The 21,677-nt window shown below is 58.7% G+C and carries 19 protein-coding genes; 9 read left to right on the top strand and 10 right to left on the bottom strand.

The genetic code is table 11. From position 1 onward, the window contains the following. Nucleotides 1–362 precede the first annotated feature (362 nt). From AC07PV_RS00705 to AC07PV_RS00695, 3 genes are all read left to right on the top strand, one after another. Nucleotides 363–1,013 carry a 2OG-Fe(II) oxygenase gene (locus AC07PV_RS00705; RefSeq protein WP_218341038.1) on the top strand — a complete coding sequence of 217 codons (651 nt, stop codon included), beginning with the start codon at nucleotides 363–365 and terminating at the stop codon, nucleotides 1,011–1,013. A 114-nt stretch (nucleotides 1,014–1,127) separates the two neighbouring features. Beyond that, nucleotides 1,128–1,946 (top strand): ABC transporter permease, encoded by an 819-nt coding sequence (locus tag AC07PV_RS00700; RefSeq protein WP_492253385.1) that lies wholly within the window; start codon nucleotides 1,128–1,130, stop codon nucleotides 1,944–1,946. Further along, nucleotides 1,936–3,195, top strand: a complete 1,260-nt coding sequence (locus AC07PV_RS00695) for an ABC transporter ATP-binding protein (protein ID WP_494629085.1) — start codon at nucleotides 1,936–1,938, stop codon at nucleotides 3,193–3,195. Before AC07PV_RS00700 ends, AC07PV_RS00695 begins: the two co-directional genes overlap by 11 nt. 23 nt (nucleotides 3,196–3,218) lie before the next feature. Here the strand turns inward: AC07PV_RS00695 and AC07PV_RS00690 are convergent, their stop codons facing one another. The 6 genes from AC07PV_RS00690 to wecB all read right to left on the bottom strand — a co-directional run bounded on the left by AC07PV_RS00690 (nucleotide 3,219) and on the right by wecB (nucleotide 11,594). Further along, nucleotides 3,219–4,142: a class I SAM-dependent methyltransferase gene (locus AC07PV_RS00690; RefSeq protein ID WP_218294664.1), complete on the bottom strand. Its 924-nt coding sequence runs from the start codon at nucleotides 4,140–4,142 to the stop codon at nucleotides 3,219–3,221. Continuing rightward, complete coding sequence (locus AC07PV_RS00685; protein WP_494629083.1) at nucleotides 4,139–6,331, bottom strand: glycosyltransferase; 2,193 nt, start codon at nucleotides 6,329–6,331, stop codon at nucleotides 4,139–4,141. The genes AC07PV_RS00690 and AC07PV_RS00685 overlap by 4 nt, the downstream gene beginning before the upstream one ends. A gap of 148 nt (nucleotides 6,332–6,479) precedes the next feature. Beyond that, nucleotides 6,480–7,970, bottom strand: a complete 1,491-nt coding sequence (locus tag AC07PV_RS00680) for a polysaccharide pyruvyl transferase family protein (protein ID WP_492253388.1) — start codon at nucleotides 7,968–7,970, stop codon at nucleotides 6,480–6,482. Between the two features lie 15 nt (nucleotides 7,971–7,985). Further along, nucleotides 7,986–9,146: a glycosyltransferase family 4 protein gene (locus tag AC07PV_RS00675; RefSeq protein ID WP_492253389.1), complete on the bottom strand. Its 1,161-nt coding sequence runs from the start codon at nucleotides 9,144–9,146 to the stop codon at nucleotides 7,986–7,988. A gap of 2 nt (nucleotides 9,147–9,148) precedes the next feature. Then, nucleotides 9,149–10,474 (bottom strand): glycosyltransferase, encoded by a 1,326-nt coding sequence (locus AC07PV_RS00670; protein WP_492253390.1) that lies wholly within the window; start codon nucleotides 10,472–10,474, stop codon nucleotides 9,149–9,151. After that, on the bottom strand, nucleotides 10,449–11,594 hold the full coding sequence (gene wecB / locus AC07PV_RS00665) for a non-hydrolyzing UDP-N-acetylglucosamine 2-epimerase (RefSeq protein ID WP_492910566.1): 1,146 nt from the start codon (nucleotides 11,592–11,594) through the stop codon (nucleotides 10,449–10,451). Before wecB ends, AC07PV_RS00670 begins: the two co-directional genes overlap by 26 nt. Before the next feature lie 477 nt (nucleotides 11,595–12,071). Here wecB and AC07PV_RS00660 point away from each other — a divergent pair, with 477 nt between their 5' ends. Further along, the gene (locus AC07PV_RS00660; protein ID WP_494629081.1) at nucleotides 12,072–13,103 is read left to right on the top strand and encodes an ABC transporter substrate-binding protein; all 1,032 of its coding nucleotides are present in this window, start codon (nucleotides 12,072–12,074) and stop codon (nucleotides 13,101–13,103) included. A 100-nt stretch (nucleotides 13,104–13,203) separates the two neighbouring features. Continuing rightward, the gene (locus tag AC07PV_RS00655; protein ID WP_494629080.1) at nucleotides 13,204–13,803 is read left to right on the top strand and encodes a putative pterin-binding protein; all 600 of its coding nucleotides are present in this window, start codon (nucleotides 13,204–13,206) and stop codon (nucleotides 13,801–13,803) included. 118 nt (nucleotides 13,804–13,921) lie between these two features. On the opposite strand, the gene AC07PV_RS00650 is transcribed toward AC07PV_RS00655, so the two are convergent. Beyond that, nucleotides 13,922–15,160, bottom strand: a complete 1,239-nt coding sequence (locus AC07PV_RS00650) for an MFS transporter (RefSeq protein WP_494629078.1) — start codon at nucleotides 15,158–15,160, stop codon at nucleotides 13,922–13,924. A gap of 96 nt (nucleotides 15,161–15,256) precedes the next feature. Between AC07PV_RS00650 and AC07PV_RS00645 the strand changes: the two genes are divergently transcribed. After that, nucleotides 15,257–16,195: a LysR family transcriptional regulator gene (locus tag AC07PV_RS00645; RefSeq protein WP_494629077.1), complete on the top strand. Its 939-nt coding sequence runs from the start codon at nucleotides 15,257–15,259 to the stop codon at nucleotides 16,193–16,195. Between the two features lie 146 nt (nucleotides 16,196–16,341). Here AC07PV_RS00645 and AC07PV_RS00640 read toward each other — a convergent pair whose 3' ends face one another. The 3 genes from AC07PV_RS00640 to AC07PV_RS00630 all read right to left on the bottom strand — a co-directional run bounded on the left by AC07PV_RS00640 (nucleotide 16,342) and on the right by AC07PV_RS00630 (nucleotide 19,367). Then, on the bottom strand, nucleotides 16,342–16,899 hold the full coding sequence (locus AC07PV_RS00640; protein WP_218341032.1) for a dihydrofolate reductase family protein: 558 nt from the start codon (nucleotides 16,897–16,899) through the stop codon (nucleotides 16,342–16,344). A gap of 294 nt (nucleotides 16,900–17,193) precedes the next feature. Continuing rightward, nucleotides 17,194–18,261: an ABC transporter substrate-binding protein gene (locus AC07PV_RS00635; RefSeq protein WP_369642687.1), complete on the bottom strand. Its 1,068-nt coding sequence runs from the start codon at nucleotides 18,259–18,261 to the stop codon at nucleotides 17,194–17,196. Then, nucleotides 18,261–19,367: an LLM class flavin-dependent oxidoreductase gene (locus AC07PV_RS00630; protein ID WP_494629075.1), complete on the bottom strand. Its 1,107-nt coding sequence runs from the start codon at nucleotides 19,365–19,367 to the stop codon at nucleotides 18,261–18,263. The genes AC07PV_RS00635 and AC07PV_RS00630 overlap by 1 nt, the downstream gene beginning before the upstream one ends. 201 nt (nucleotides 19,368–19,568) lie before the next feature. Between AC07PV_RS00630 and AC07PV_RS00625 the strand changes: the two genes are divergently transcribed. The 3 genes from AC07PV_RS00625 to AC07PV_RS00615 are packed head-to-tail and all read left to right on the top strand — an operon-like array spanning nucleotide 19,569 to nucleotide 21,550. Next, the gene (locus AC07PV_RS00625; protein ID WP_218294650.1) at nucleotides 19,569–20,573 is read left to right on the top strand and encodes a LysR family transcriptional regulator; all 1,005 of its coding nucleotides are present in this window, start codon (nucleotides 19,569–19,571) and stop codon (nucleotides 20,571–20,573) included. Between the two features lie 11 nt (nucleotides 20,574–20,584). Continuing rightward, nucleotides 20,585–21,082 (top strand): GrpB family protein, encoded by a 498-nt coding sequence (locus AC07PV_RS00620; RefSeq protein ID WP_218294649.1) that lies wholly within the window; start codon nucleotides 20,585–20,587, stop codon nucleotides 21,080–21,082. 39 nt (nucleotides 21,083–21,121) lie between these two features. Then, complete coding sequence (locus tag AC07PV_RS00615; protein ID WP_218294648.1) at nucleotides 21,122–21,550, top strand: DUF1801 domain-containing protein; 429 nt, start codon at nucleotides 21,122–21,124, stop codon at nucleotides 21,548–21,550. Nucleotides 21,551–21,677 lie beyond the last annotated feature (127 nt).

Raw genomic sequence — 21,677 nt, 5'->3', positions numbered from 1 at the left:
AAATCCGGAGCGATTCAGCTGGCGGGTCAAAATGGCTCGACCTGAGCCCGTCAATCAAGCATGTCCATGGCCGCGTTCGCCTCTCATCCTCTCCTGAATGATCACAGCGCGGCAACAGCGGCACGCTTGATAGGGTCGGGGCACGGACAACGCCCCCTACTGAAAAATCCGGCGAGAAGGCCTTCACACAACCGTCGCGCCGTGCGAATCTGCGGCCTCGGACGGGCGGCGAAGCGAAGTGCATACTGTTTCGACCGCGCGAAAAAACTCTCTTCTCCACGTTGTCAACGCTTCACCAACCTTCTCTTTTCATCATCAGTTATCAGACCATGATCGATTTTTCAAAAATTAGGGAATGTCGCATGAACACTCAGCCTTTTAGATGGGCTGAAATATCGAATCTCTATTCACAGGCCGATTGCGCTGCGCTTTCCGAAACCTATCCTCACGATCACTTCCGGACCATTGAGGCTTATGGAGGAGAGAAAGATTACCGGTATGACGCCCGTTCTCTGATTCCAATGGGCGAGCAAACCATATCGCATGCCGAATTCCTGAGTCTTCCATGGCAGCAACTGGCAAAAGACCTGCTTTCCACTGAATACCGGATGGCGATGTCGTCAATCACCGGCCTTGACTTGACTAGCCTTCCGATGGAGGCGCATGTGTACCACTATGGCCGTGGCGGACTTCTCGGCCCCCATCGCGATCTTCCTGAAAAAATGGTTACCCATGTCTTTTATTTCAACCACAAGTGGCACCCCACGGACGGAGGTTGCCTCGCCATCCTCAATTCTTCCGATGCAAAAGACATTGCCGCCTTGGTGAATCCGGTCATCGGGAATTCAGCCACCTTTGTGAGGTCAGACAATTCCTGGCATGAGGTGACACGGGTTTCAGAGCGAGCCAGCCAATCCCGGCGGAGCGTGACTGTGACGTTTTATCAGCCTGGATCCGTCAGTTCAATGTGGCCCGCAGGCGTGGAGATGGAATTGCACGACTACGCAGCTTGACCTGCTTTCTCGCTCAATGCACAGTCATCTCTGGTTTCGCTAGTTTTCAACGAAGCATTGAAAACAATCACCGGGACGCGGTTTTAACGCCAAGTTCGCAACCATTGGCAATACATGACCAGGCAGTCATTTTTTTATCTCGTCAATCTATTTATTCCCTGGACACACAGGGAACTTATCTTCTCATTAATTCAAAGAGAAATCCATTCCCGCTATCGAGGTTCTACTATTGGATTGATTTGGTCAATAATCAATCCTGCATTTACCCTTGCCGTCTACACGCTCGTATTCACAAAGGTATTTACAGTTCGCTGGCCTGGGGGGAAGGAATCACCCATCGAATTTGCATTGCTTATTTTTATTGGCATGACAGTTTTCAATCTATTCTCGGAGTGCGTGCTCCGCGCACCAGCATTGATTGTCACCAATACAAACTACGTCAAGAAAATAAAATTTCCCCTTGAAGCCCTGCCCTGGATAAGCTTGGGTGTGGGCATTTTTCACATGCTTGTCAGTTCTGCCGTATGGTTGGCCTTCTATGGATTGACGATGGGAGCACCACCTGCGTCATGCATTATTTTTCCGGTCATTTTACTTCCTCTACTCCTCTGCATACTCGGGCTCTCCTGGATTCTCAGTGCTCTCGGTGTATATTTTCGGGATATTACTCATATTATTTCAGCGCTATTGCTGCCACTCATGTTCTTGACGCCCGTCTTTTACCCGACAAGCGCCCTGCCTCCGGAGTTGCATCAGGCGATGGGAATGAACCCCTTGGCGCAAGTGATTGAAAATGCACGCATGGTAATTTTTTGGGGAGGCATACCAAATTTTATTGAATGGGGAGAATCGGTTATTTTCTCCACTATCTTTGCAATATCGAGCCTCTGCTTATTTCAGAAAAGTCGCGAGGGATTTTCTGATGTCCTCTGAATTCGCCATTGAAGTCGAAAAAATCAGCAAATGCTATCAAATTTATGACAAGCCGCAAGACCGCCTACTGCAAATGCTACCTTTCGCTGGGCAGCAGCGGTTTCGCGAATTTTGGGCACTGAAAGATATCTCATTTCGCGTCCGCAAAGGGGAAGCCCTCGGTATCATTGGCCGAAACGGAAGTGGAAAATCCACCCTTCTTCAACTGATCTGCCATACACTTCGCGCCACGTCGGGGCAGGTTCTGGCTCACGGGAAAATCGCTGCTTTGTTGGAACTGGGTTCAGGGTTCAACCCAGAATTCACCGGCCGTGAAAATGTCTATCTTAATGGAGCACTGCTTGGATTGAAGCGGGCAGAAATAGATGCTCGCTTTGATGAGATAGCCGATTTTGCCAATATCGGGGATTTCATCGATCAGCCAACCAAGACATATTCGAGTGGAATGCTCGTACGCCTGGCATTTTCGGTATCCGTCTGCGTAGAACCCGACATACTGGTCGTCGACGAAGCCCTTGCCGTCGGTGACGCGTCTTTTCAATTCAAATGCCTGGGACGGCTAGAAAAGCTGGCAGAAAAAGGGACGACTCTGCTGTTTGTATCTCATGACATGAGCATGATCAAGAGATTTTGCAACACCGCAATTTATCTCACCGAAGGAATGTTAAAGGCATCTGGAACCCCGGAGACAATATCCGAAATGTATTTGCTGGATATGCGAGATGAACAACGCCGGTGGGCCAGCGGCGGGAAGACATCGGTCGCTAGAAAAAAAGAACTGAACGAAGCCCGCATCGCATTTGGGACAGAAGAAGGTGAAATTATTTCAGCTAGGTTCACCAATACCGAGAGTCACTACTCATCATTTGCCTACGGTGAGACGATTGATATTGCCATCGGGTATAGGGTCAGCAAATCTGTTTTACTGCCGAACATCAGCATTACCATCCAGGAAGCCCGGCTGCTCGTGGTTGGCGGAAAAAACTTCGACCTCCCTTACTCCAATGTGGAAAGCGATTGGCGAGAGGGAACCATTACTTTCCACTTTCCAGCGATCCTGGCGGCCGGTCGATATCACGTCACCATCAAGCTGATGAATGGCCGCACCGAAGAGACCTCGCTGCTGATTGACAAACAAGTAGGTATCTTGAGTTTTGACACAGTAGCTCACGGAAGCAATTCATTTCTTGGTATCGTCGATTTAGGAATCGAAGCAAGCACCCCGGTATCCAATACCCCTGACGAATGAAATTCTGCATCACCCTCATTCCGCTACGGAACCCGCACGACCCCAACCGCAAAATCAGTCGCAAAAAATTGATTTTCCAATAGCGTGTCTTCAATATCAAACAGCATCTGCAGCAGTGCCATTGAGCGTGAGTCAGTTTCTACAAAATTACCTGCGATTCCGTGCAGGGCGAATTGCAAAATGTTGCCCCCACAAGAATTAAATGCATGTTCAACAAAGTAATCAGACAGAACCGCACGGATATCTTGTGATCGAATTGCCTCGGAAGGGTCCACCCTGATCACGTCTGCTGGATCAGGAAGCTGAACCTTCAACTGAACTTTCCCAAAATGTTCCGGCTGAAATGATCGACGATATTCCGGAGGCAACAATCGGAATGCATTTTCAATGACCTCACGCTGGCGTTCTGAGAAAGCGAAGTGGTTCGCCCCAACATACTCATTAAAAAATACCCACCCCCCAGGTTTCAGGGCGACCCGAACCGACTCACAAACCGATTCCAGTTGCTTGATATGATGCAAGGAGCCATTAAACCAGACCGCATCGTAAATACTCTCGCCCAGCGGGGTTTCCTGAACATTCTGTACGTGATAGTTGATATTGGAAGCACCAATCAAATGCGCTTCCTTCCGGGCGATATCAATGGCACCGGATGCGATATCAATTGCGTCGCACTCGGAAAATGCATTCAGCCGAAAAAGGTCGCGCTCCAAGGTACCGCTGCCACAGCCAATGCTCAGCATTCTGGCCGAGGATGTCGAGCGGCGCAGGAATTCGCCCAGACAGTATTCCACCCACCAGCGATGATCTGTTCCCCTACAGGCAAGCCGCTGAAAACGCTGCTGAACAGCCGGTACAGCGAGCCAATAGACTTGGGGTGAAAAAGCATCTGAACTCGCCACATTCTTCGACCAATGGGCGGCAGTAATTTCGTCATCGGATTTCATTCCGTCTCCTGCCGATTGCGGTTGTGCGTGTGTGGCTTCCAAGCGCCCCATTTGCCTTCAAAGTAAGCCTGGTTTCTATCCCAGAGGGCCTGATACTCCCCTGTTTCAATCAATTTCCCAAACGATGCCTGCCCGTAATGATGAACAAAGGAATCTTCCGCGCACACTGTGCGATAGCCGGCAACGTGCATTCTTCGGCTGTAGTCATCATCCTCAAACATCCCAAGACCGAACATCTCATCCAGCGCTCCAATTTCATTGAAAACATCGCGCCGCATTGCCACGCAAAACATTGCAAGCATCGAGATGTCGAAATGGCGTCCAGCATGCGCAAGGGTATAGCGAGAAGCAAAGTCATGCATCTGCTCCAGGTTGAGGTAGTTTGTATCTATCTTTGCCTCATTTCCGATTGAATTGGTGACGGGCCCGACCATCCCTATATTCTCGTTCTGCAAGTGCCGAAGCATTGCTTCCAGCCAATCATTGGCGACCACAGTATCATTATTAAGCAATACGATATACTCCCCCTCTGCCAACGCAATTCCCTGATTATTCGCCGCTGCGAAACCTCTGTTGCTATTATTAATAACCACTTTTACCGTTGCGTGCTGGATCTGCATCTGTCGCAACATGTCTTCTGTACCATCAGAAGAAGCATTATCAACAACAATTACCTCATAGTTGGGATAAGTGGTCCGGGAAAATATGCTTTCGATACATTGTTTTGTGAGTTCGACGTTGTTATAGCTCACGATCACAATTGAGCACCTTCCATATAGCGCCTTGATGGCCTCATCGGTCGCAAGGTAGCGATGCCGCCAATCATTCTCTTTGGCCAGACCAATTCTTCGACTCTTTAAATCCGGGTTACTCTCGGCCAAAGCTATTTCAATTTTTTCAAGAAAATCCTCAAACTCAGAGGCGAAGTACACATAATCTTGATATATGGCCATTTCCTCAAGTGGCACGCTCACAACAGGCTTCCCCGCGCTCATGAATTCGTAGAATTTCACCGGATCGACCGCATGCGTAACCTTGTTCAACTTGAATGGAATAAGGCATACATCAAAGCCATGGAGATAGCGAGGCATGTCTTCATAAGGCTTTCGACCCGTGAGATGCACGTTGGGCATCCTGTCAAGCCCAGCCATATCTTTGACAAAACAATCGCCGACTAGCACAAAACTCCAATTGGGGCGATTTTCTGCCAAGAAACGCAGCAGGGAGAAATCTATCCAAGGGGCCAAGGCGCCGTAGAATCCAATAACTGGTGTTCCCAAGTGAGCAAGCAAGCCATTTTCCACACATCGGTCTGCAAAAAAATCATAGTCCACCGCATTTCGGACAAGGAGGCATTTTGTATTTTTTTGCATCCATTTTTTTTCTAGAATGGATGCCGTGACCGTTACCAAATCTGCATGTTTAACCAGTATTTCTTCTTCCTCTACAAGTTGCACTCCAATATCTGGAAAATCAGCCCATTCATCCATGCAATCATATTGCACACGCCAGGAACGTGATTTCTGCAGATCAATGGACAACGCCGTCCAGTAAGACAGATGAACAACAACCAAGGCTGCCCTTATTTCCGCATCAAGCGCCAAGCGGGAAAATGACTCGTTCCCAGCCCTTCGATTGGAAGGCGACATTCGCTCCGAATAGAAATCCTCATATTCATTAAATGCAAGGCTCACTTCGAATATTTTTTCGGCTACCTGCCTCAACTCATAGGGAGCGCCGCGCGCAGGCATTTTTGAGCGGACAATATAAAATACACGGTGACCATGGCCAGCAAATTGAGACATCATCTGCTGTGGTCTTTGATACCGGGCAGACCACTCAATATTGGCAAAACAAACAATATCAATTTTCCCATTGCATACCTTACCGAGCAGTGGCATGGCTGGTACATGCTGGGATGGAACTCCCTGCAACTGATTGTTTATCGATTCCGCATGCAGCCTTCTTTTAATGCGCCTTGGCAAAAGCATATTGCCAAGCGTACGGGCCAGCGTCGAACGGTCGGCCAGCAGATATATAAGGTCGACAAGCAGATATTTCAGGCTTTTGCGACGCCACTCCAACGTCATCCTCGCGGCGTCAACCTCTTTTTTTAGCCAATCAATGGCAATGTCTCGAGACGCAATTGTCTCCTTGCCGAGGATCAACTCCCGTTCAATTTGCTGCATAGTCTGCCGCATTGCAGCTATTTCGTCACAGCACGCGCAACCGGGGAAGCATTCGCAGCCCCCATTGCTGGTGGTGCGCACGGAGTTCGCGGAGGAATTTTCCTGCGGCTCTGAATATGTCTTCATGAGAAAATAGTGTTAATTTGCTTCAGATAGACAAACCTTGCACCCAGCGCCACGCACTGCGCAAGGGAGCAGTCATTCTCCAGGAAATGGATTCCTGCATTTCAAGCAGCCTTTTTTCAAGCTCGAGCGACCTCTCCGATGCGTCGACCAACTGCGTTTTTGCTGCATCAAGCAAATTTTTGCTGTCGCTCAAACGAGCCTCAAAATCTTGCAGTTCCCCGGGGGATTCTGACCTGGTGGCTCCAGCCCGTCGAGATTCACGTTCAAGAATGCCAGGCAGTGACATCCAAAAAGCATTCATGACGACCATGGAATCGGTCTTGCCACTCCGAACCATATCGGCAACATGATCCCAGTAATTTTCCAGCACATCATTTGCCTCCATGGCCAACTGCGAAGGTTCTTTTCGGCCAATCCGCTGGGACAGCCATTCGGGATCATCGCAGCCTGCCGGCGGCAGCGGATGCACGGAGCTGTATTTGGAAAGTGCCGTGAATTTTCCTTGGGAAAGATCACTGGAACTGAACACCGGAATACCACACGACAATGCTGTGATCGCAAGATGATAGCTGTGCCCCACAACAGCCTCGGATCCGCTGATCAATGATGCCAGGGCCATTGGCGACGGCCATTCACCGAGACAGAAAGTACCTGGGAGATCAGCATCGATGAACGATTCGTGGTCACAAAGCACGGGGCCAAGGCGGAGGAGAAGGAAACTAAGGTTCGGCAGCTCAACTCGAAATTTCTTGACATAATCAGTAAATCGCTCGAGATTTTGAGTCGCTTGAATAACTATGTAGGGCGTCTTGAGGCCCAAGTACTTGAGGATTGCATCTGCCTCATCGGTTCCAGAATGAGACTTCAAACAGCGTCCAATTGAAAATGCTGTATCAGGCATCACATGCACACGCTGCGGGTCAACAAATGGCATGAGCGCGGTTTTCGAGGGCTCGTCTCGTACTGCAATATGAGTACTGCACTCCAGAGCCAGAGAAAGTAGCGGATGGCTCCAGCTTGGTATATCGTTGCAGTGCATGCCCGGTGCATTCCATATCACCGGAACACCATGTTGTGCACCAAGCAATGCCGGGGTCAGCCAGTATCCTGTGGGATGTTGAATCCACGCTACCGGCGGCTCATATCCAGGGGCGATGAATTTATCAAAACGTACAATAAAACCGCCGCCGATCAGGATCGCATCAAGACCACTGGCCATGCGGGGCAGGTCCGCAAGTGATTCCACCCCATATGGCCAATCCTGCGAAGATTTGGCGTGATAAGAGAAGGGGACGAGTTCAATGTTCCCGAGCCTTTGAGAAAGCTCCAGTTCAGCAATGATCGGAAAAAGCAGATCACCATAATTTTGAACATCAAACGTGCCAAAGATGCCAATGCGCCAGGAACGTTGATTTTTCATTGCATTGGAATCGCTTGTATTCATTTCTCGCGTTTGCAAAAACTGCTGACGAGGTAAACCATCACGGTCAACCAGACCAATATTATTCATCATCGATAGATCAGAGATCTAGGATACTCCATCACGACCCGGACTCATACTTCTCTGCACTTGGTTTTCATGCGCGCTTTCTAGGATCTTCAGCGTCGCCAATCCCGCTCGCTCCCACGAAAAACTCGAAGAGTGCCTGAGTGCATGCTCGCTGAGTTCCTGTCTCAAGTCTTCGTTGGTGATGAGTCTGGCGAGTCCGTCAGCAATTGAATCCACATTGAGGGGATCTACGAGTACACCTCCTCGCCCAACCACTTCTGGAAATGCTGACGATACGGAAGCCAGCACCGGGGTTCCAAATGACATTGCTTCCGCTACCGGCAAACAAAAGCCCTCCAGAAGAGACGGCGCAGCCAAGCATTGCGCATGCCGATACAGTGTTGACAGAACCTGATCATCAACATTTTCCAGGATGACCACCTTGTCCCTGATCCCCAGGGCTTCAATATCATTCTTCACGGAATTTCGGCCCCAGCTCGCAGCCCCCACCAGCACCAAAAGAATTTTGGCCTCCGTACGGTCGATCATGCGTCGAAAAGCCTGCAGCAATCTTGCCAAATTCTTTCGGGGCTCGAAGCTGCCCACAAACAGTACATATGGCCTTTCAATACCCAAGCTCCTTAAATGAACGAGCGGCAATGGGGGGGGCATATGCGCCCCGCCTTCGGTTGCAACTGACACTTTTTTCCGGACCGATTCCCCAAAATACCGTTTGATATCCTCCGCCGTTGATTCCGAGATCGCGATGATCTGTTGAGCGGCCGCAAGGCTTCGAGGCATGAAGAAGCGGTCCAGGCAGTATGTGACGCGGCGCATTGTTTCTGGCTGCTTCAGCCAGCAAAGATCATGAACGGTCACTGTTGTGGCTGTTTTTCGTGGTAACGACCACGGCAATCTATGCGCGGGACTCCAGTAGACATCGGGCTGATCAATGCTCCCCCAGATGACTTGCGAGAAGAACAGACTGGCGATCCTTCCGACATCACGGGGAAAGTAATCGGATCGACAAGTCACATTCGGCAGCTGGACATAATGAGCCGCTGGACAAACCCTTCCATAGAGCAACCAGTGATGCCGGCCTTGACTCTGCTCAATCATCAACGGCAGCAGGCATTTTATGTACCTCGCAATACCTGAACCGGGTATTTCAAGCATGCTGATGTCCACGGCTATGCGCATAGCTACATTTCCTTTTTCTTTTTTTGTTCCGAATCATCTGCCGATCCGGTATTTTTTGAGGTTTCTAAAATTCTATGGATCACCTCCTTGTAATGAATTGCTCTCTTGCTCCACGCAAACTCGGCAATGGCACTCTCATTCCGCAAAAACATCGATTCCAGGGCCCCGCCCAACCAGCACGCATGAATTTCGCGAAGAGTATGCTCAATTGAAGCTGCATTGTTCTGGATAACCCATCCCGCGCAGACTCGCATGATCAGCGCTCCGGCCTCATCCGTGGCCGCACTGGAAATATGCAATATAGGAGTGCCTGCACCAAGATATTCATAAATCTTTCCTGGAATCTGGAATGGCTGGCTATTGCCAATGCTAAGCAGCACATTGCAATTCTGCTGTGCCAAAATGCATTTCCCATGATCGGCAACCCCATGAAATTTGATGCCTGAAATACCGTCGAACAGTGATTGATACGCGACGTGATTTCCGTAAAAGTCGACTGAGATATCCAAATCACGAAGCGATCGCAACGCTATTGCCAGCTCGACGGGCGAACGGAAATCTGCGTAAAAATTCCCGGTATATACAAGGCGTAGAGACTTCGATCGATCGCGGTTTTCAATAAATCCACTATTTTTACTTGGAAACCCCTGCGCGATGCATGTGAATTTTCCGTCAACATCATGCAGGTCATGGCGCTTTCTCAAAAGATCAACAACAGCCGTTGTCGTCACCACCATCGCATCAGCATGGGTGATAATTTTTGCCTCAAAGGCCAGATCAATTCGCTGACGCCAGCGCGGCGTATAAGGAGCAACGACCGGGTCAGCAAGATCGATGATGAGTGGAATTCGAAAGATCCGTTTGGCCAGGAGGCCGAGAAGAAGGTCGGCCCCGGGCTCATGGGAAGCCACGATTGCACTGAATTTCGTCGTTCTGAGCAAGTGAATCAAACGCAAAGATGCGGTGGGTACCCATTCGGTACGCAGATCAGGAAATATGATCTGATCGAGTGCACGACGCCCCCAGCGATGCATTTTTAGCCAAATGGAGTCACCGCCAATGGGGCCCACAACACCAGCACCTTGTGATCGCCTGGATATATATAAATAGGCACTCTGCGAAAAGCCAACATACGGCCCAGGCCAAACCCGGTGGATGATCACTCCAGGCGCAAAATCCTGGTGAAAGGGTGGCAATGCGGGCATATCGGGACAAAGTACATGCACTTCTACGCCGAGCCTTGCCAGTTCATTCGCCAGATAGAACCATCGTAGTGACTGTGCTGAGACGATGGGAGGAAACTCATAGGCGATCAGAAGAATGCGCATAGCTACTTTTGGTCAATGCCTCTTGCAATATATCCACAATTCTTGCGGATGCACGGCCATCGCCGTAAGGGGAGTTTCGCGATGAAAATGATTGATAGAGAGCATCATCATCAAGCAGCTGCAACGATGAGTTGACAATGGAGTCAAAATCACACCCTACCAGCTTCGTCACTCCAGCGTCTATGCCTTCGGGTCTTTCAGTTTCATTGCGCAAAACAAGCACAGGCTTTCCCAATGATGGCGCCTCTTCCTGGACTCCACCAGAGTCAGTCAGTATGAAAAATGCAGATTTCATGGCCGCAACGAAATCCACATAATCAAGCGGCGGGACAAGGCGAATCCTAGGATGATCCGAAAGATATGCATATGCTGCATTTTTTATGGCAGGATTCGGGTGAACCGGAAAGAGAATAAAGATGTCATTCCGCACATCAGCCAGATGTCTTGCCGCTCGGCATATTTCAAAAAAAGGTTCCCCGATATTCTCCCTTCTATGTGCGGTAAACAGTATCATTCTGTATTTTTCAAATTCCGATGATACCGGTGATGGACAAAGATCTGCCGTATAGAGCAATGCATCAACAACCGTATTACCAGTTACATGAATGGTATTGGCGGCTTTTCCTTCCTCAATGAGATTATTTCGAGCAATATCCGTTGGTGCAAAATGCCACCGAGCCATATTTCCAACCACAACACGGTTCATTTCTTCTGGAAATGGATTGTCATAGTCCCTGGTTCGCAAGCCCGCCTCCACGTGCGCAAATGGAATGCGAAGATAGAATGCAGCAAGCGCTGCAGCCATTACGGATGTTGTGTCCCCTTGCCCAATCACAATATCCGGTTTTTCAGCCTGAAAACAACGATCCAGTTCACCAAGCAACCGAATCGTCAGTTTCGACAGGCTTTGGTTTGGCGCCATCACCTCACAAATGATATCTGGAGCCAGCGAAAAATGAGAAAGCATCTTCTCGACCAGAACAGGATGCTGTCCTGTCGAAACAATTCGCACTGATGCCCAGCTGGTGCTACGCAATGCGATAATCAGCGGCGCCATTTTAATGGCCTCTGGCCTGGTGCCAACTACGCAAATTATTTTTATTCTGTTGGACAAGTACATTACAAAAGGATGAAGCTGCGAAAAATAACAACGAGGCCGTTGCCAGCCACGCTCTTGATCGGATTAATCTCTATCGGAGAAATTCTCGTCTTTCGTTCATGCCCTGTATTTCTCACGCACATTAAAGTGGGAGTGAAAAAACACGAAGCCCCGGCTCCCCGGGACGGAGAGCTGCAGGATATTGCTACAACGCCAGCGGCCATCCATCGTACGCCCAGACCCCCTTGGACGCAGCCCGTCAATTTCATTGACATCGCACCAGGATGCTTCTGGTTATAGGAGCCCAGTGCGCACTCCTCTGCGGGGACGGAGGCTCCGGTTCATTGGGGCATCCGCAGTTTCGCGGAAGCCTGTTTGCCGGGGACCCTTGCGGGTGCCGCATTTAGCGCATATCGATGCTACGCAATGGTCTTTGCGCAGCCGTAGCGCTTGTCGGAACCTCGCGGCCTGTCCCATTGCTCCACGAACCTGCCCGCCATGCCCCACACACCCCAACCCCTGAACCGCCGCCACCTCATCCAGGCCGGCCTGGGCGCCGCCGCCTGGGCCGCCACGACGGGCGTGCCCGCGCTGGCCGCGCCACCCACGCCACCCGCACCCGACCTCTCCAAGGTGACACTGCGCATCGGCACCTACAAGGGCCTGTGGCGTGCCCTCATCGCCGCGTCCGGCCAGGGCCGCACGCCCTACCGCATCGAATGGCGCGAGCTGAACAACGGCGTGCTGCACATCGAGGCCCTGAACGGCGACGCGCTGGACCTGGGCTCGGGCAGCGAGATCCCGGCCCTGTTCGCCGCGCGCCAGAAGGCACAGGTGCGCTTCATCGCGGTGGTGCGCGAAGACCTCCACAACCAGGTCACGCTGGCCCGCAAGGACGCGCCCATCCAGCGCATCGCGGACCTCAAGGGCAAGCGCGTGGGTTACGTGCGCGCAACCACCTCGCACTACTACCTGAGCCGGCAACTGGCCGAGGCGGGCCTGTCGTTCGCCGACATCAGCGCCATCAACCTCACGCCGGCCGATGGGCTCTCGGCCTTCGACCGGGGCGACCTGGATGCCTGGGCCATCTATGGCTACAACGGCCAGCTGGCGCGGCTGCGCTACGGCGCGCGCGTGCTCAAGACCGGCCAGGGCTACCTGTCTGGCAACTTCCCCATCTACGCCAACCCGCGCGCGGTGGAAGACCCGGCCCGGCACGCCGCCATCAGCGACTACCTGCAGCGCCTGCGCCGCGCCTACCTGTGGGCTAACGGCAACTACCTTGAGTACGCCCGGGCCCAGTCCGCCGAAACCCGCGTGCCCGTGGGCGACCTGATCGAGCTGTGGAACAACCGCAGCACCGACTACGACCTGCGCCCCGTGGACGACGCCGTGGTCAAAGGGCACCAGGCCGTGGCCGATGCCTTCCTGCAGCTGGGCGTGCTCGACGGCCCGGCGCAGGTCGCACCGCTGTGGGACCGCAGCTTCAAGAGCGTGCTGCAGCCGCCCGGGTTGGCCACGGCGGGCTGAGGCAATGCACCGGCCGGCATCCGGCCGGCCGGTCATTTTTTGCGTGGCACCAGCCCGCCTTGCGCTTACCATGCGCCCCTCAACCACAACGAGGAGCATGATGAACAAGCAAAAGCGCCATTTCGTCGCGGCCAGCATGGGACTGGCAGGGCTGTGGACCACCACCGGCAGCAGCCACGCGGCCCCGCCCGCCGCCTCCGGCAACCCCGCGCTGCTGACCATCAGCGGCGCCATCACCAAGCCCAACCGTGGCGCGCTGGACCCCACCATCGACCAGATGATGGGCAAGCATGGCATCCAGTTCACCCAGGCGCACGCGTTCGACGCCGCCGCCCTGCAGCGCATGGCGGCCGTCACCATCAAACCCACGCTGGAGTACGACGCCAAGCCCCACACGCTCAAAGGCCCCCTGCTCACCACCGTGCTCGCGGCAGCGGGCGTGGCGGCGGGCAGCCCGGTGCAGATGGTGCTGCGCGCGGTGGACGGCTACAACGTCACCATCAGCATGGCCGACGCGCAGGCCTACCGCATGATCGTCGCCACCCACATCGACGGCCAGCCCATGGCCCTGGGCGGCCTGGGCCCCCAGTGGGCCGTGTACGACGCCGATGTGCTGCCCGCGTTCAAGGACAAGCCGGTGAAAGAGCGCTTTGGCCTGTGCCCCTGGGGGCTCTACCACATCGAGGTGAAAAAGGCCTGAGTCAGCCTGCCGGATGACGCAGCCCCAAGAAAAAGAAAAAGAGCGGCCCGATGGCCGCTCTTTTTTTCATAGCTGCCAGCGCTTGTCCAACAAGCACGAAAGGCCATTTTCACTCCAATCAGGGTGCCCTCCCCACCATCCGCGCCCCCAGGGCCGCCAGCGACCCCGCGGTGGCCAGCGCCACCACCCCCAGCCAGCCCCACTGCGCCAGCACCAGGCTGCCCAGCGCCGCGCCGGCCGACATGCCGATGAACATGCCCGTGAACAGCAGCGCATTGAGCCGGCTGCGCGCGGCGGGGTCGATGCCGTACACGATGGTCTGGTGCGCCACCAGCGTGGCCTGCACGCCAAAGTCAAAACCGATGGCACTGGCCACGATCAACGCGAGCTGCGCCTGTGCCGGTAGCAGCGGCGCCAGCGCCATCACGGCAAACGATGCGGCCGCCAGCCCGGCGCCATAGCGGGTCACGACCTCGGGCCCGCGCTTGTCGGCCAGGCGCCCCGCCAGGGGCGCGGCCAGTGCGCCCGCAGCCCCGGCCAGGCCAAACGCACCCGCAGCCGCCGTGCCCAGCTGAAACTGGCTGTGCAGCATCATCGCCAGCGTGGACCAGAACGCGCTGAAGCCCACGGCCAGCAGGCCCTGCGCCCACGCCGCGCGGCGCAGTGCACCGTGCTGGCGCCACAGTGCCACCATCGAGCCGATCAACGCCCCATAGCCCAGCTGCGTGGTGGGCGCGAAACGCGGCAGCCCGCGCCACACGGCCACCGTCAGCAGCGCAATGGCCACCGCCGCCGCTACATACACCGTGCGCCAGCCCCACTGCTGCGCCACGAAGCCGCTGACCACGCGCGACAGCAAGATGCCCAGCAGCAGCCCGGTCATCACGATGCCCACCATGCGCCCGCGCTGCGCGGCCGGGGCCAGCGTGGCGGCGGCGGGCACCACGTCTTGCGCCACCGTGGCCGCCAGGCCCACGGCCAGGCTGGCCGCCAGCAGCGCGCCCATGCCGGGCGCCAGGCCGCTCAGCAGCAGGGCCAGCATCAGCGCGATGGACTTGATGACGATGATGCGGCGCCGGTCATACCGGTCGCCCAGCGGGGCCAGCAGCAGAATGCCCAGCGCATACCCCAGCTGGGTGAGCGTGGGCACCAGGCCCACCACGCGGCTGTCGGCCTGCATGTCGGGCCCCAGCACGCCCAGCATGGGCTGGCTGTAGTACAGCGACGCCACGCTCAGCCCCGCCGTGGTGGCCAGCAGCAGCAAGAGCGGCGCGCTCACCGCGCCCTCGGCAGGCGGCCGCGCCGGGGCCGTGCCGGCGGCAGGGCTTGTTGCATGCAAATTTTGAATGGAAGACATCTCAAACCCGCTCAACAAAAGGAATGGTGCGATTGTTCTAGCGCATCCTCCCCTTGGGTAGTGGGCCAAGCTGCAGATTTGTTATACGCTTGACGCATGACCATCACCCTGCCGCCCGGCGCCGACCGCATCGAGCTGATGCAGACCTTCATCCGCATCGTGGAGACCGGCAGCCTGTCTGCCGCCGCCCAGCAGCTGGGCACCAGCCAGCCCACCGTGAGCCGCCGCCTGCAGGCGCTGGAGCGCAGCCTGGGCATCAAGCTGCTGCAGCGCTCCACGCACGTGATGAAGTTGACGGAAGACGGCGAACGCTGCTTTGCCCACGCCAAGGCCCTGCTGGAAGACTGGCGCGCCATGGAAGACGACCTGCGCGGCACGGCCGACACCCCGCGCGGCACCCTGCGCGTGCTGGCACCGCACGCCTTCGGGCAAGACCAGTTCATCGCCCCGCTGATGGCCTACCTGCGCCGCTACCCCGAGGTGGACGTGGAATGGATGTTGCACGACCGCCGCCCCAACTTCATCGCCGAAGGCATCGACTGCGCCATCCAGGTCGGCGCGGTGGACGACCCCAGCGTGGTGGCCGTGCGCCTGGCCGAAGTGCCCCGCATCGTGCTCGCCTCCCCGGCCCTCATGGCCGGGCGCCCCACGCCCGAGCATGCGCAGGACCTGCAGCGGCTGCCCTGGCTGGCGCTCAGCACCTTCTACCGGCGCGACGTGACGCTGGCGCACGAGCCCAGCGGGGAGGCCCACACCTTCGGCATCACACCGCGCCTGGCCACCGACAGCCTGTACGCCCTGCGCAGCGCCGCCCTGGCCGGACTGGGGGCATGCATTTCATCGGCGTGGATCGTGGACAACGATGTGCGGCAGGGGCATTTGCTGCACCTGGTGCCCACATGGCACGCCGCGCCGCTGCCGGTGTACCTGGTGTACCCCTACGCGCGGTTCTATCCGGCGCGGTTGCGGTTGTTCCTGGAGGCGATGCGGGGCGCGATGCCCGGGCTGGTGGGAATGCGGGCGGTGGCGGGCTGAGCGCCAGATGCAAGACGCGTCCCGGCCAGGGGCTGCCGGTGGCTTTTTTTGGCGGCGCCGCCGCAACGCCCGCCTCACCGGCGGGCCGCGCAGCGCGGACCCGTCCAAGGGCTGCACGCCGTGAGGCGGCAGGGCCCCTCCCGGCCTCAGCGCGCGCGCCGGTAGTGCATGGCGACCGCGCCGCAGCGCAGCGGCCTCGCCGAGATCAACGCGAGCCGCCGCGTACCGGGCAGACCGCTCTCGTACAGGGTTGGGCCGTGGCCGGAGATCCTGGGATGGACAAGCAATTGGTACTCGTCGATCAGATCCAGCCGGTCCAGCTCGGTCGCGAGCTTGCCGCTACCGAGAAGTACGCCGTCTGGGGTCGCGTCCTTGAGCTGCTGCACGCCCGTGCGCAGGTCGCCGGCGATGTGGTGGCTGCGGGTCCACGGGAAGTCCTTTCGCGTCGAGGACACCACGTACTTTGGCTTGGCCTCCAGCTTGACCGCCCACTCGCGCACCGCCGCCGGCGCCTCCACGTCGCCACGCGCCACCGCTGGCCAGTAGCTCTCCATCATCTCGTAGGTCACGCGGCCCCACAGCATCGCCCCGTTCTCGTCCATGAGGCGGGTGAAGAAGGCGTGTGTCTCCTCGTCGGCGATTCCTTCCTGGTGGTCGACGCAGCCGTCCAGGGTGACGTTGATGCTGAAGGTCAAGAGTCCCATGGTGTCCTCCGTGCGAGATACGCAACGAGCCGCTCGCCGCCTGGCTCCCGTGCACGAGCCCCTTCGCGAGGCGCGCCCCCGTGCCGACTGCCGGCTGGCGCCTGGCCGTGAAGCCGCGCCACGAAGCGGCGTTGGCTGGAGTGAATTGTCAGGCCTCGTGCGCTAGTTCGGCCCGGATCTCCTCACGGCCGAAAGAAAAAGAGCGGCACATCGTCCGCTCTCGTTTCAATAGCACCCAGCGCTTGACCAGAAAGCGCCAGGGCCATTTTTCATTCAAAACAGAGAATCCACTGCTCACACGGCCCCTCGCCAAACCTGCATATCCGTGATCGCCGCCACATCCACCCGCACCGGCAGGATCCCATCTCGCGCGGAACGGTCCGCCACCGTCTGCAGCGCCGTGACATCCGCCTGCGTCACGGGCCGGGCCGCGATGGCCGCGCGCCCGGTGATGATGCGCGAGGCGTCGATGGGCAGGCGCGTGAGCTGGGTGTAGACCTGCGCATACGCCTCGCGGTGGGCCAGGGCCCAGTCGCCGGCGCGGGCCAGGCGGTCCAGGTACTGCACGATGGCGGCGCGCTTGGCTGGGTCGGCCAGGGCGGCCTCGGTGGCGGTGATGAAGCCCAGGGCGGTGTTGATGCCGCGTCCGTCGCGCAGGATGCGGCCGCCCTGCTGCAGGGCGATGGTGTAGTAGGGGTCGAAGATCGCCCAGGCGTCGATCTGCCGGGAGGCGAAGGCGGCGGCTGCGTCGGTGGGCAGCACGAACTTGACCGTGACCTCCTCGCGCTTGACGCCCGCCTCTTCCAGCGCGCCGTACAGCTGGTATTGCGAGATGCTGCCGCGCGCGGACGAGACGATGACGGTTTTGCCCCGCAGGTCGGCCACCTTGCCCAGCGGCGAGTCGCCCTGCACCACGATGCCCAGCGAGTCGGGCTGGCCGACGCGGGTGGCCACGATCTTGAGCGGCGTCTTGCCCACCGCGGCCGCCAGTACGGGCAGGTCGCCGGCCATGGCGGTGTCCACCGCGCCGCTGCGGTGCGCTTCAAACAGTGGCGCAGCGCCCTGGAAGTTGGCCCAGCGCCAGGCAAACGGTGCGCCCTCCAGCGTGCGGGCGGCTTCGAACAGGGCACGCAATCCACCGGCCTGGTCGCCCAGCACCAGCGATGCCGCAGGTGCCTGCGCCTGGGCGCGGGCGGCGGAGCCCGGGCCCAGGATGCCGGTGGCGCCCACCGACAGGGCCGCCGCCTGCTGCAGCCACTGGCGGCGCGATGCGCCGGGGCGGCTGCGGTGGCCGGCGCTGCCCCTGTCGTCACTGCCGATGCCGGGGCGGTTGCCCTCGGCGTGGTCGATGCGGCCGCTCATCAGGCTGCCTTGCGCAGGCTTTGCGCGGCGTGCTCGCCGTCGCGTTCAGCCACTTTGGCGCGCACCAGGGGCAGCAGCTCGCGGCCGTAGTCGATGGCATCCACCAGCGGGTCGAAGCCCCGGATGAGGAAGGTGGTGATGCCCAGGTCGTAGTACTTGAGCAGCGCGTCGGCCACCTGCTCGGGCGTGCCGACCAGGGAGGTGGAGTTGGACCGCCCGCCAATCTCGCGCGCGATGGCCGTCCACAGGCGTTCGTCCACGCGGTCGCCCTTGGCCGCATCGGCCAGCAGGCGCTGCGCGCCTTCGCTTTGCTGCGGCCCCACGCCGCGTGCATAGCCCTGCTGCACGCGCAGGCGGCGGGTGTCGTCCAGGATGCGCTCGGCCTTGGCCCAGGCCTCGTCCTCGGTCTTGCCCAGGATGGGACGGAACGAGATGCTGAAATCCACATGGCGGCCGTGCAAGGTGGCCTCGGCGCGCACGCGGCGCACCAGGTCGCCGGCCTGGGCCAGCGATTCGCCCCACAGCGCGTACACGTCGGCATGCTTGCCGGCCACCTGCAAGGCGGGGGCCGATGCGCCGCCAAAGTAGATGGGCACGCGCTGGCCCTGCAGCGGCTTCACCTCGGACACGGCACCCTTGGCGCGGTAGTAGGTGCCTTCGTGGTCGAAGGGCTTGTCCTCGGCCCACACGCGGCGCAGGATGCCGAGGTATTCGTCGGTGCGCGCATAGCGCTCGTCGTGACCGAGGAAGTCGCCGTCGCGCTGCTGGTCTTCGTCCGAGCCGCCGCTGATGTAGTGCACCGCCAGGCGGCCGCCGGTGTAGTGGTCCAGCGTGGCCAGCTGGCGCGCGGCCAGCGTGGGCGCCACGAAGCCGGGGCGGTGGGCCAGCAGCAGGCCGATCTTCTGCGTGACCGAGGCCGCGTAGGTGGCGGTGAGCAGCGTGTCGGGGCTCGATGAGCTGGCGGGCACCAGGATGCGGTCGAAGCCCGCGTGCTCGTGCGCCTGGGCGAACACGCGCACATAGGCGGGGTCCACCGCCGGGCCACGGCGGGGAATGGTTTCTGACACTTCGTTCGGCTGGATCATGCCGATGAACTGGACGGGCATAGCGGGCTCCTGCGGGATAAGCGGTTGGGGGATGGGGTTGAAGGGCATGATCCGCGCGCGGAGCCCGCGCCCCAACGAAGAAAAACGCGTTTGCAAACTCGCCCTCCGCATACCCCCGGCCCGGGGTGGCGGGCAGGTTAGAGTTGCGTGCGATTCATCCGCCGACCACCCTCCTTCCTCCCCCAGATTCCGCCCTGCCCCATGGACCTGCGCGCGCTCCGCTACTTCATCGCCGTGCTGGAAGCCGGCAGCCTCTCGCGCGCGGCGGGCACGCTGTACATCGCCCAGCCCGCGCTCACCGCGCAGATCAAGAAGCTCGAGGGCGAGCTGGGCGCGCGGCTGTTCGAGCGCTCGCACGCCGGCGTCACGCCCACGCCCGCCGGGCAGCAGCTGTACGAAGACGCCCGCCGCCTGCTGAGCGACGCCGCCGCGATGCGCGAGCGCATCCAGCGCCTGCCGCAGGGGCCCGAGGGCTCGGCGACGATCGCGGTGCCGTTCCTGCTCTCGTCGCTGATCATGGGCCCGCTGCTGGCGCACCTGAAGGAGTCGCACCCGCGCATCCGCGTCTTTGTCCTGGACGACCTGAGCCTGATGGTGAAAAAGGCGATGCTCGACCGCCGCGCGGACATCGGCATCCTGGTGGACGCGGCGCAGGTGGAGGGCCTGCACTGCCGCCCGCTGGTGCGCGAGGCCATGTATTTTTGCGGGCACGACCCCGGCGGCGCCGTGCGGGCGCTGCTGCGCAAGCCACCGGGTGCCGACGCCATCGCCGCCACTACCGGCACCGTTGCGGGCGCGGCGGCCGCCACCGCGCGCCCCACCATCGACTTCGCCGACGCCGCCGCGCAGCCCCTGGTGCTGCAGTCGCGCCGCTACTCCATCCGCCAGCGGGTGGAAGAAGCCGCCGCCGCGCGCGGCGTGGCCCTGAACATCGCCCACGAACACGACTCCGCCCGCGTGATCCGGTCGCTGTACGCGTGCGGGGGCGGCTTCACCTTCACGCCCGCCTGCGCGCTGGGCGACGCGCCTGCCGCCGGCCCCGACTGGATGGTGGCCCGCGTGGTCAACCCCGAGCTGACGCGCAGCTATACCCTGGCCACCACCGCCGACCGCGAGGTGGACGGCGTGATGCAGGTGGTGATGGAGGCGCTGATCGCGGTGGTGCTGGAACTGGTGGTGTCGGGGAAGTGGGAGGCGGTGGTGTGAGGATGCCCAGGGTGACATTGCTCGAATCCGCGCAGTACCAGGACCAGGCAGCAGCCACCTTCGCGGCGGTGGCCGCTGAAGTCGCCAGGCTTGTGCCCCACGCCATCATCGAACACATCGGTGCCTCGTCCATCCCAGGCGCCATCTCCAAGGGCGACCTGGACATCTGCTTGCTGGTACCGGCGCAGGACCACGCACGCAGTGTCGAAGCCCTGGAAGCTGCGGGCTACGTGGCCAAGGCCGGCACGCTGCGCACGCCCGCGCTGTGCATGCTTTTGTCAGCCGACACCACCATGGACGTTGCACTGCAGGTGGTAGCGCGTGGCTCGGAGTTCGAGTTCTTTCTGCATTTTCGCGATGCCTTGCGCGCCGACCCTGCGCTGGTAACCCAGTACAACCAGCTCAAACAGCGGTTCGCATCCGATGGGATGGACCGATACCGCGACGAGAAAGCGCGGTTCATCAAGGCGGTGCTGCAGGCCGCAGGAACATCCTGCGCTGCAGATTGATCGCACGCCTTCCCGAAAAACCAGCCGCAGGAGACACGCATGCCATCCACCAGCACCACAAACAACCAGCCCGCCTCCACCCTCATCGACCAGCGCATCGCCGACCTCGCCGACTGGCGCGGCCGCGCGCTGGCCCGCATGCGCCAGCTCATCCACGAGGCCGCGCCCGGCGTGGTGGAGGAATGGAAGTGGATGGGCACGCCCGTGTGGTCGCTGGGCGGCATCCTGTGCACCGGCGAGAGCTACAAGGCGTCGGTGAAGCTCACCTTCCTCAAGGGGGCCTCGCTGCCCGACCCGGCCCGGCTCTTCAACGCCAGCCTGGACGGCAACGCGCGGCGGGCCATCGACATCCATGAAGGCGATGAGGTGGATGCCGATGCCTTCAAGGCGCTCATCCGCGCTGCGGTGGAGCTCAATGCCGCCAGGCCCGCCGGCAGAAAGCCCGCCGCCCGCGCCAAGGCGAAATAGTGTTCCCAGGGTGGTGGCCGGCAGCAAGGCCATCAATTCATCTGATACCTCCCCATCAGCAATCGGTATTTCCCTGATACCCCCGTCTTCTGGAACAGTGGCCCCATGCCCCGCGCTCGACGGGGCC

Source organism: Acidovorax sp. GW821-FHT09A11, assembly GCF_059418365.1.
Note: the sequence above shows the minus strand (reverse complement) of the source record. Positions and strands in the feature narration are given on the sequence as shown.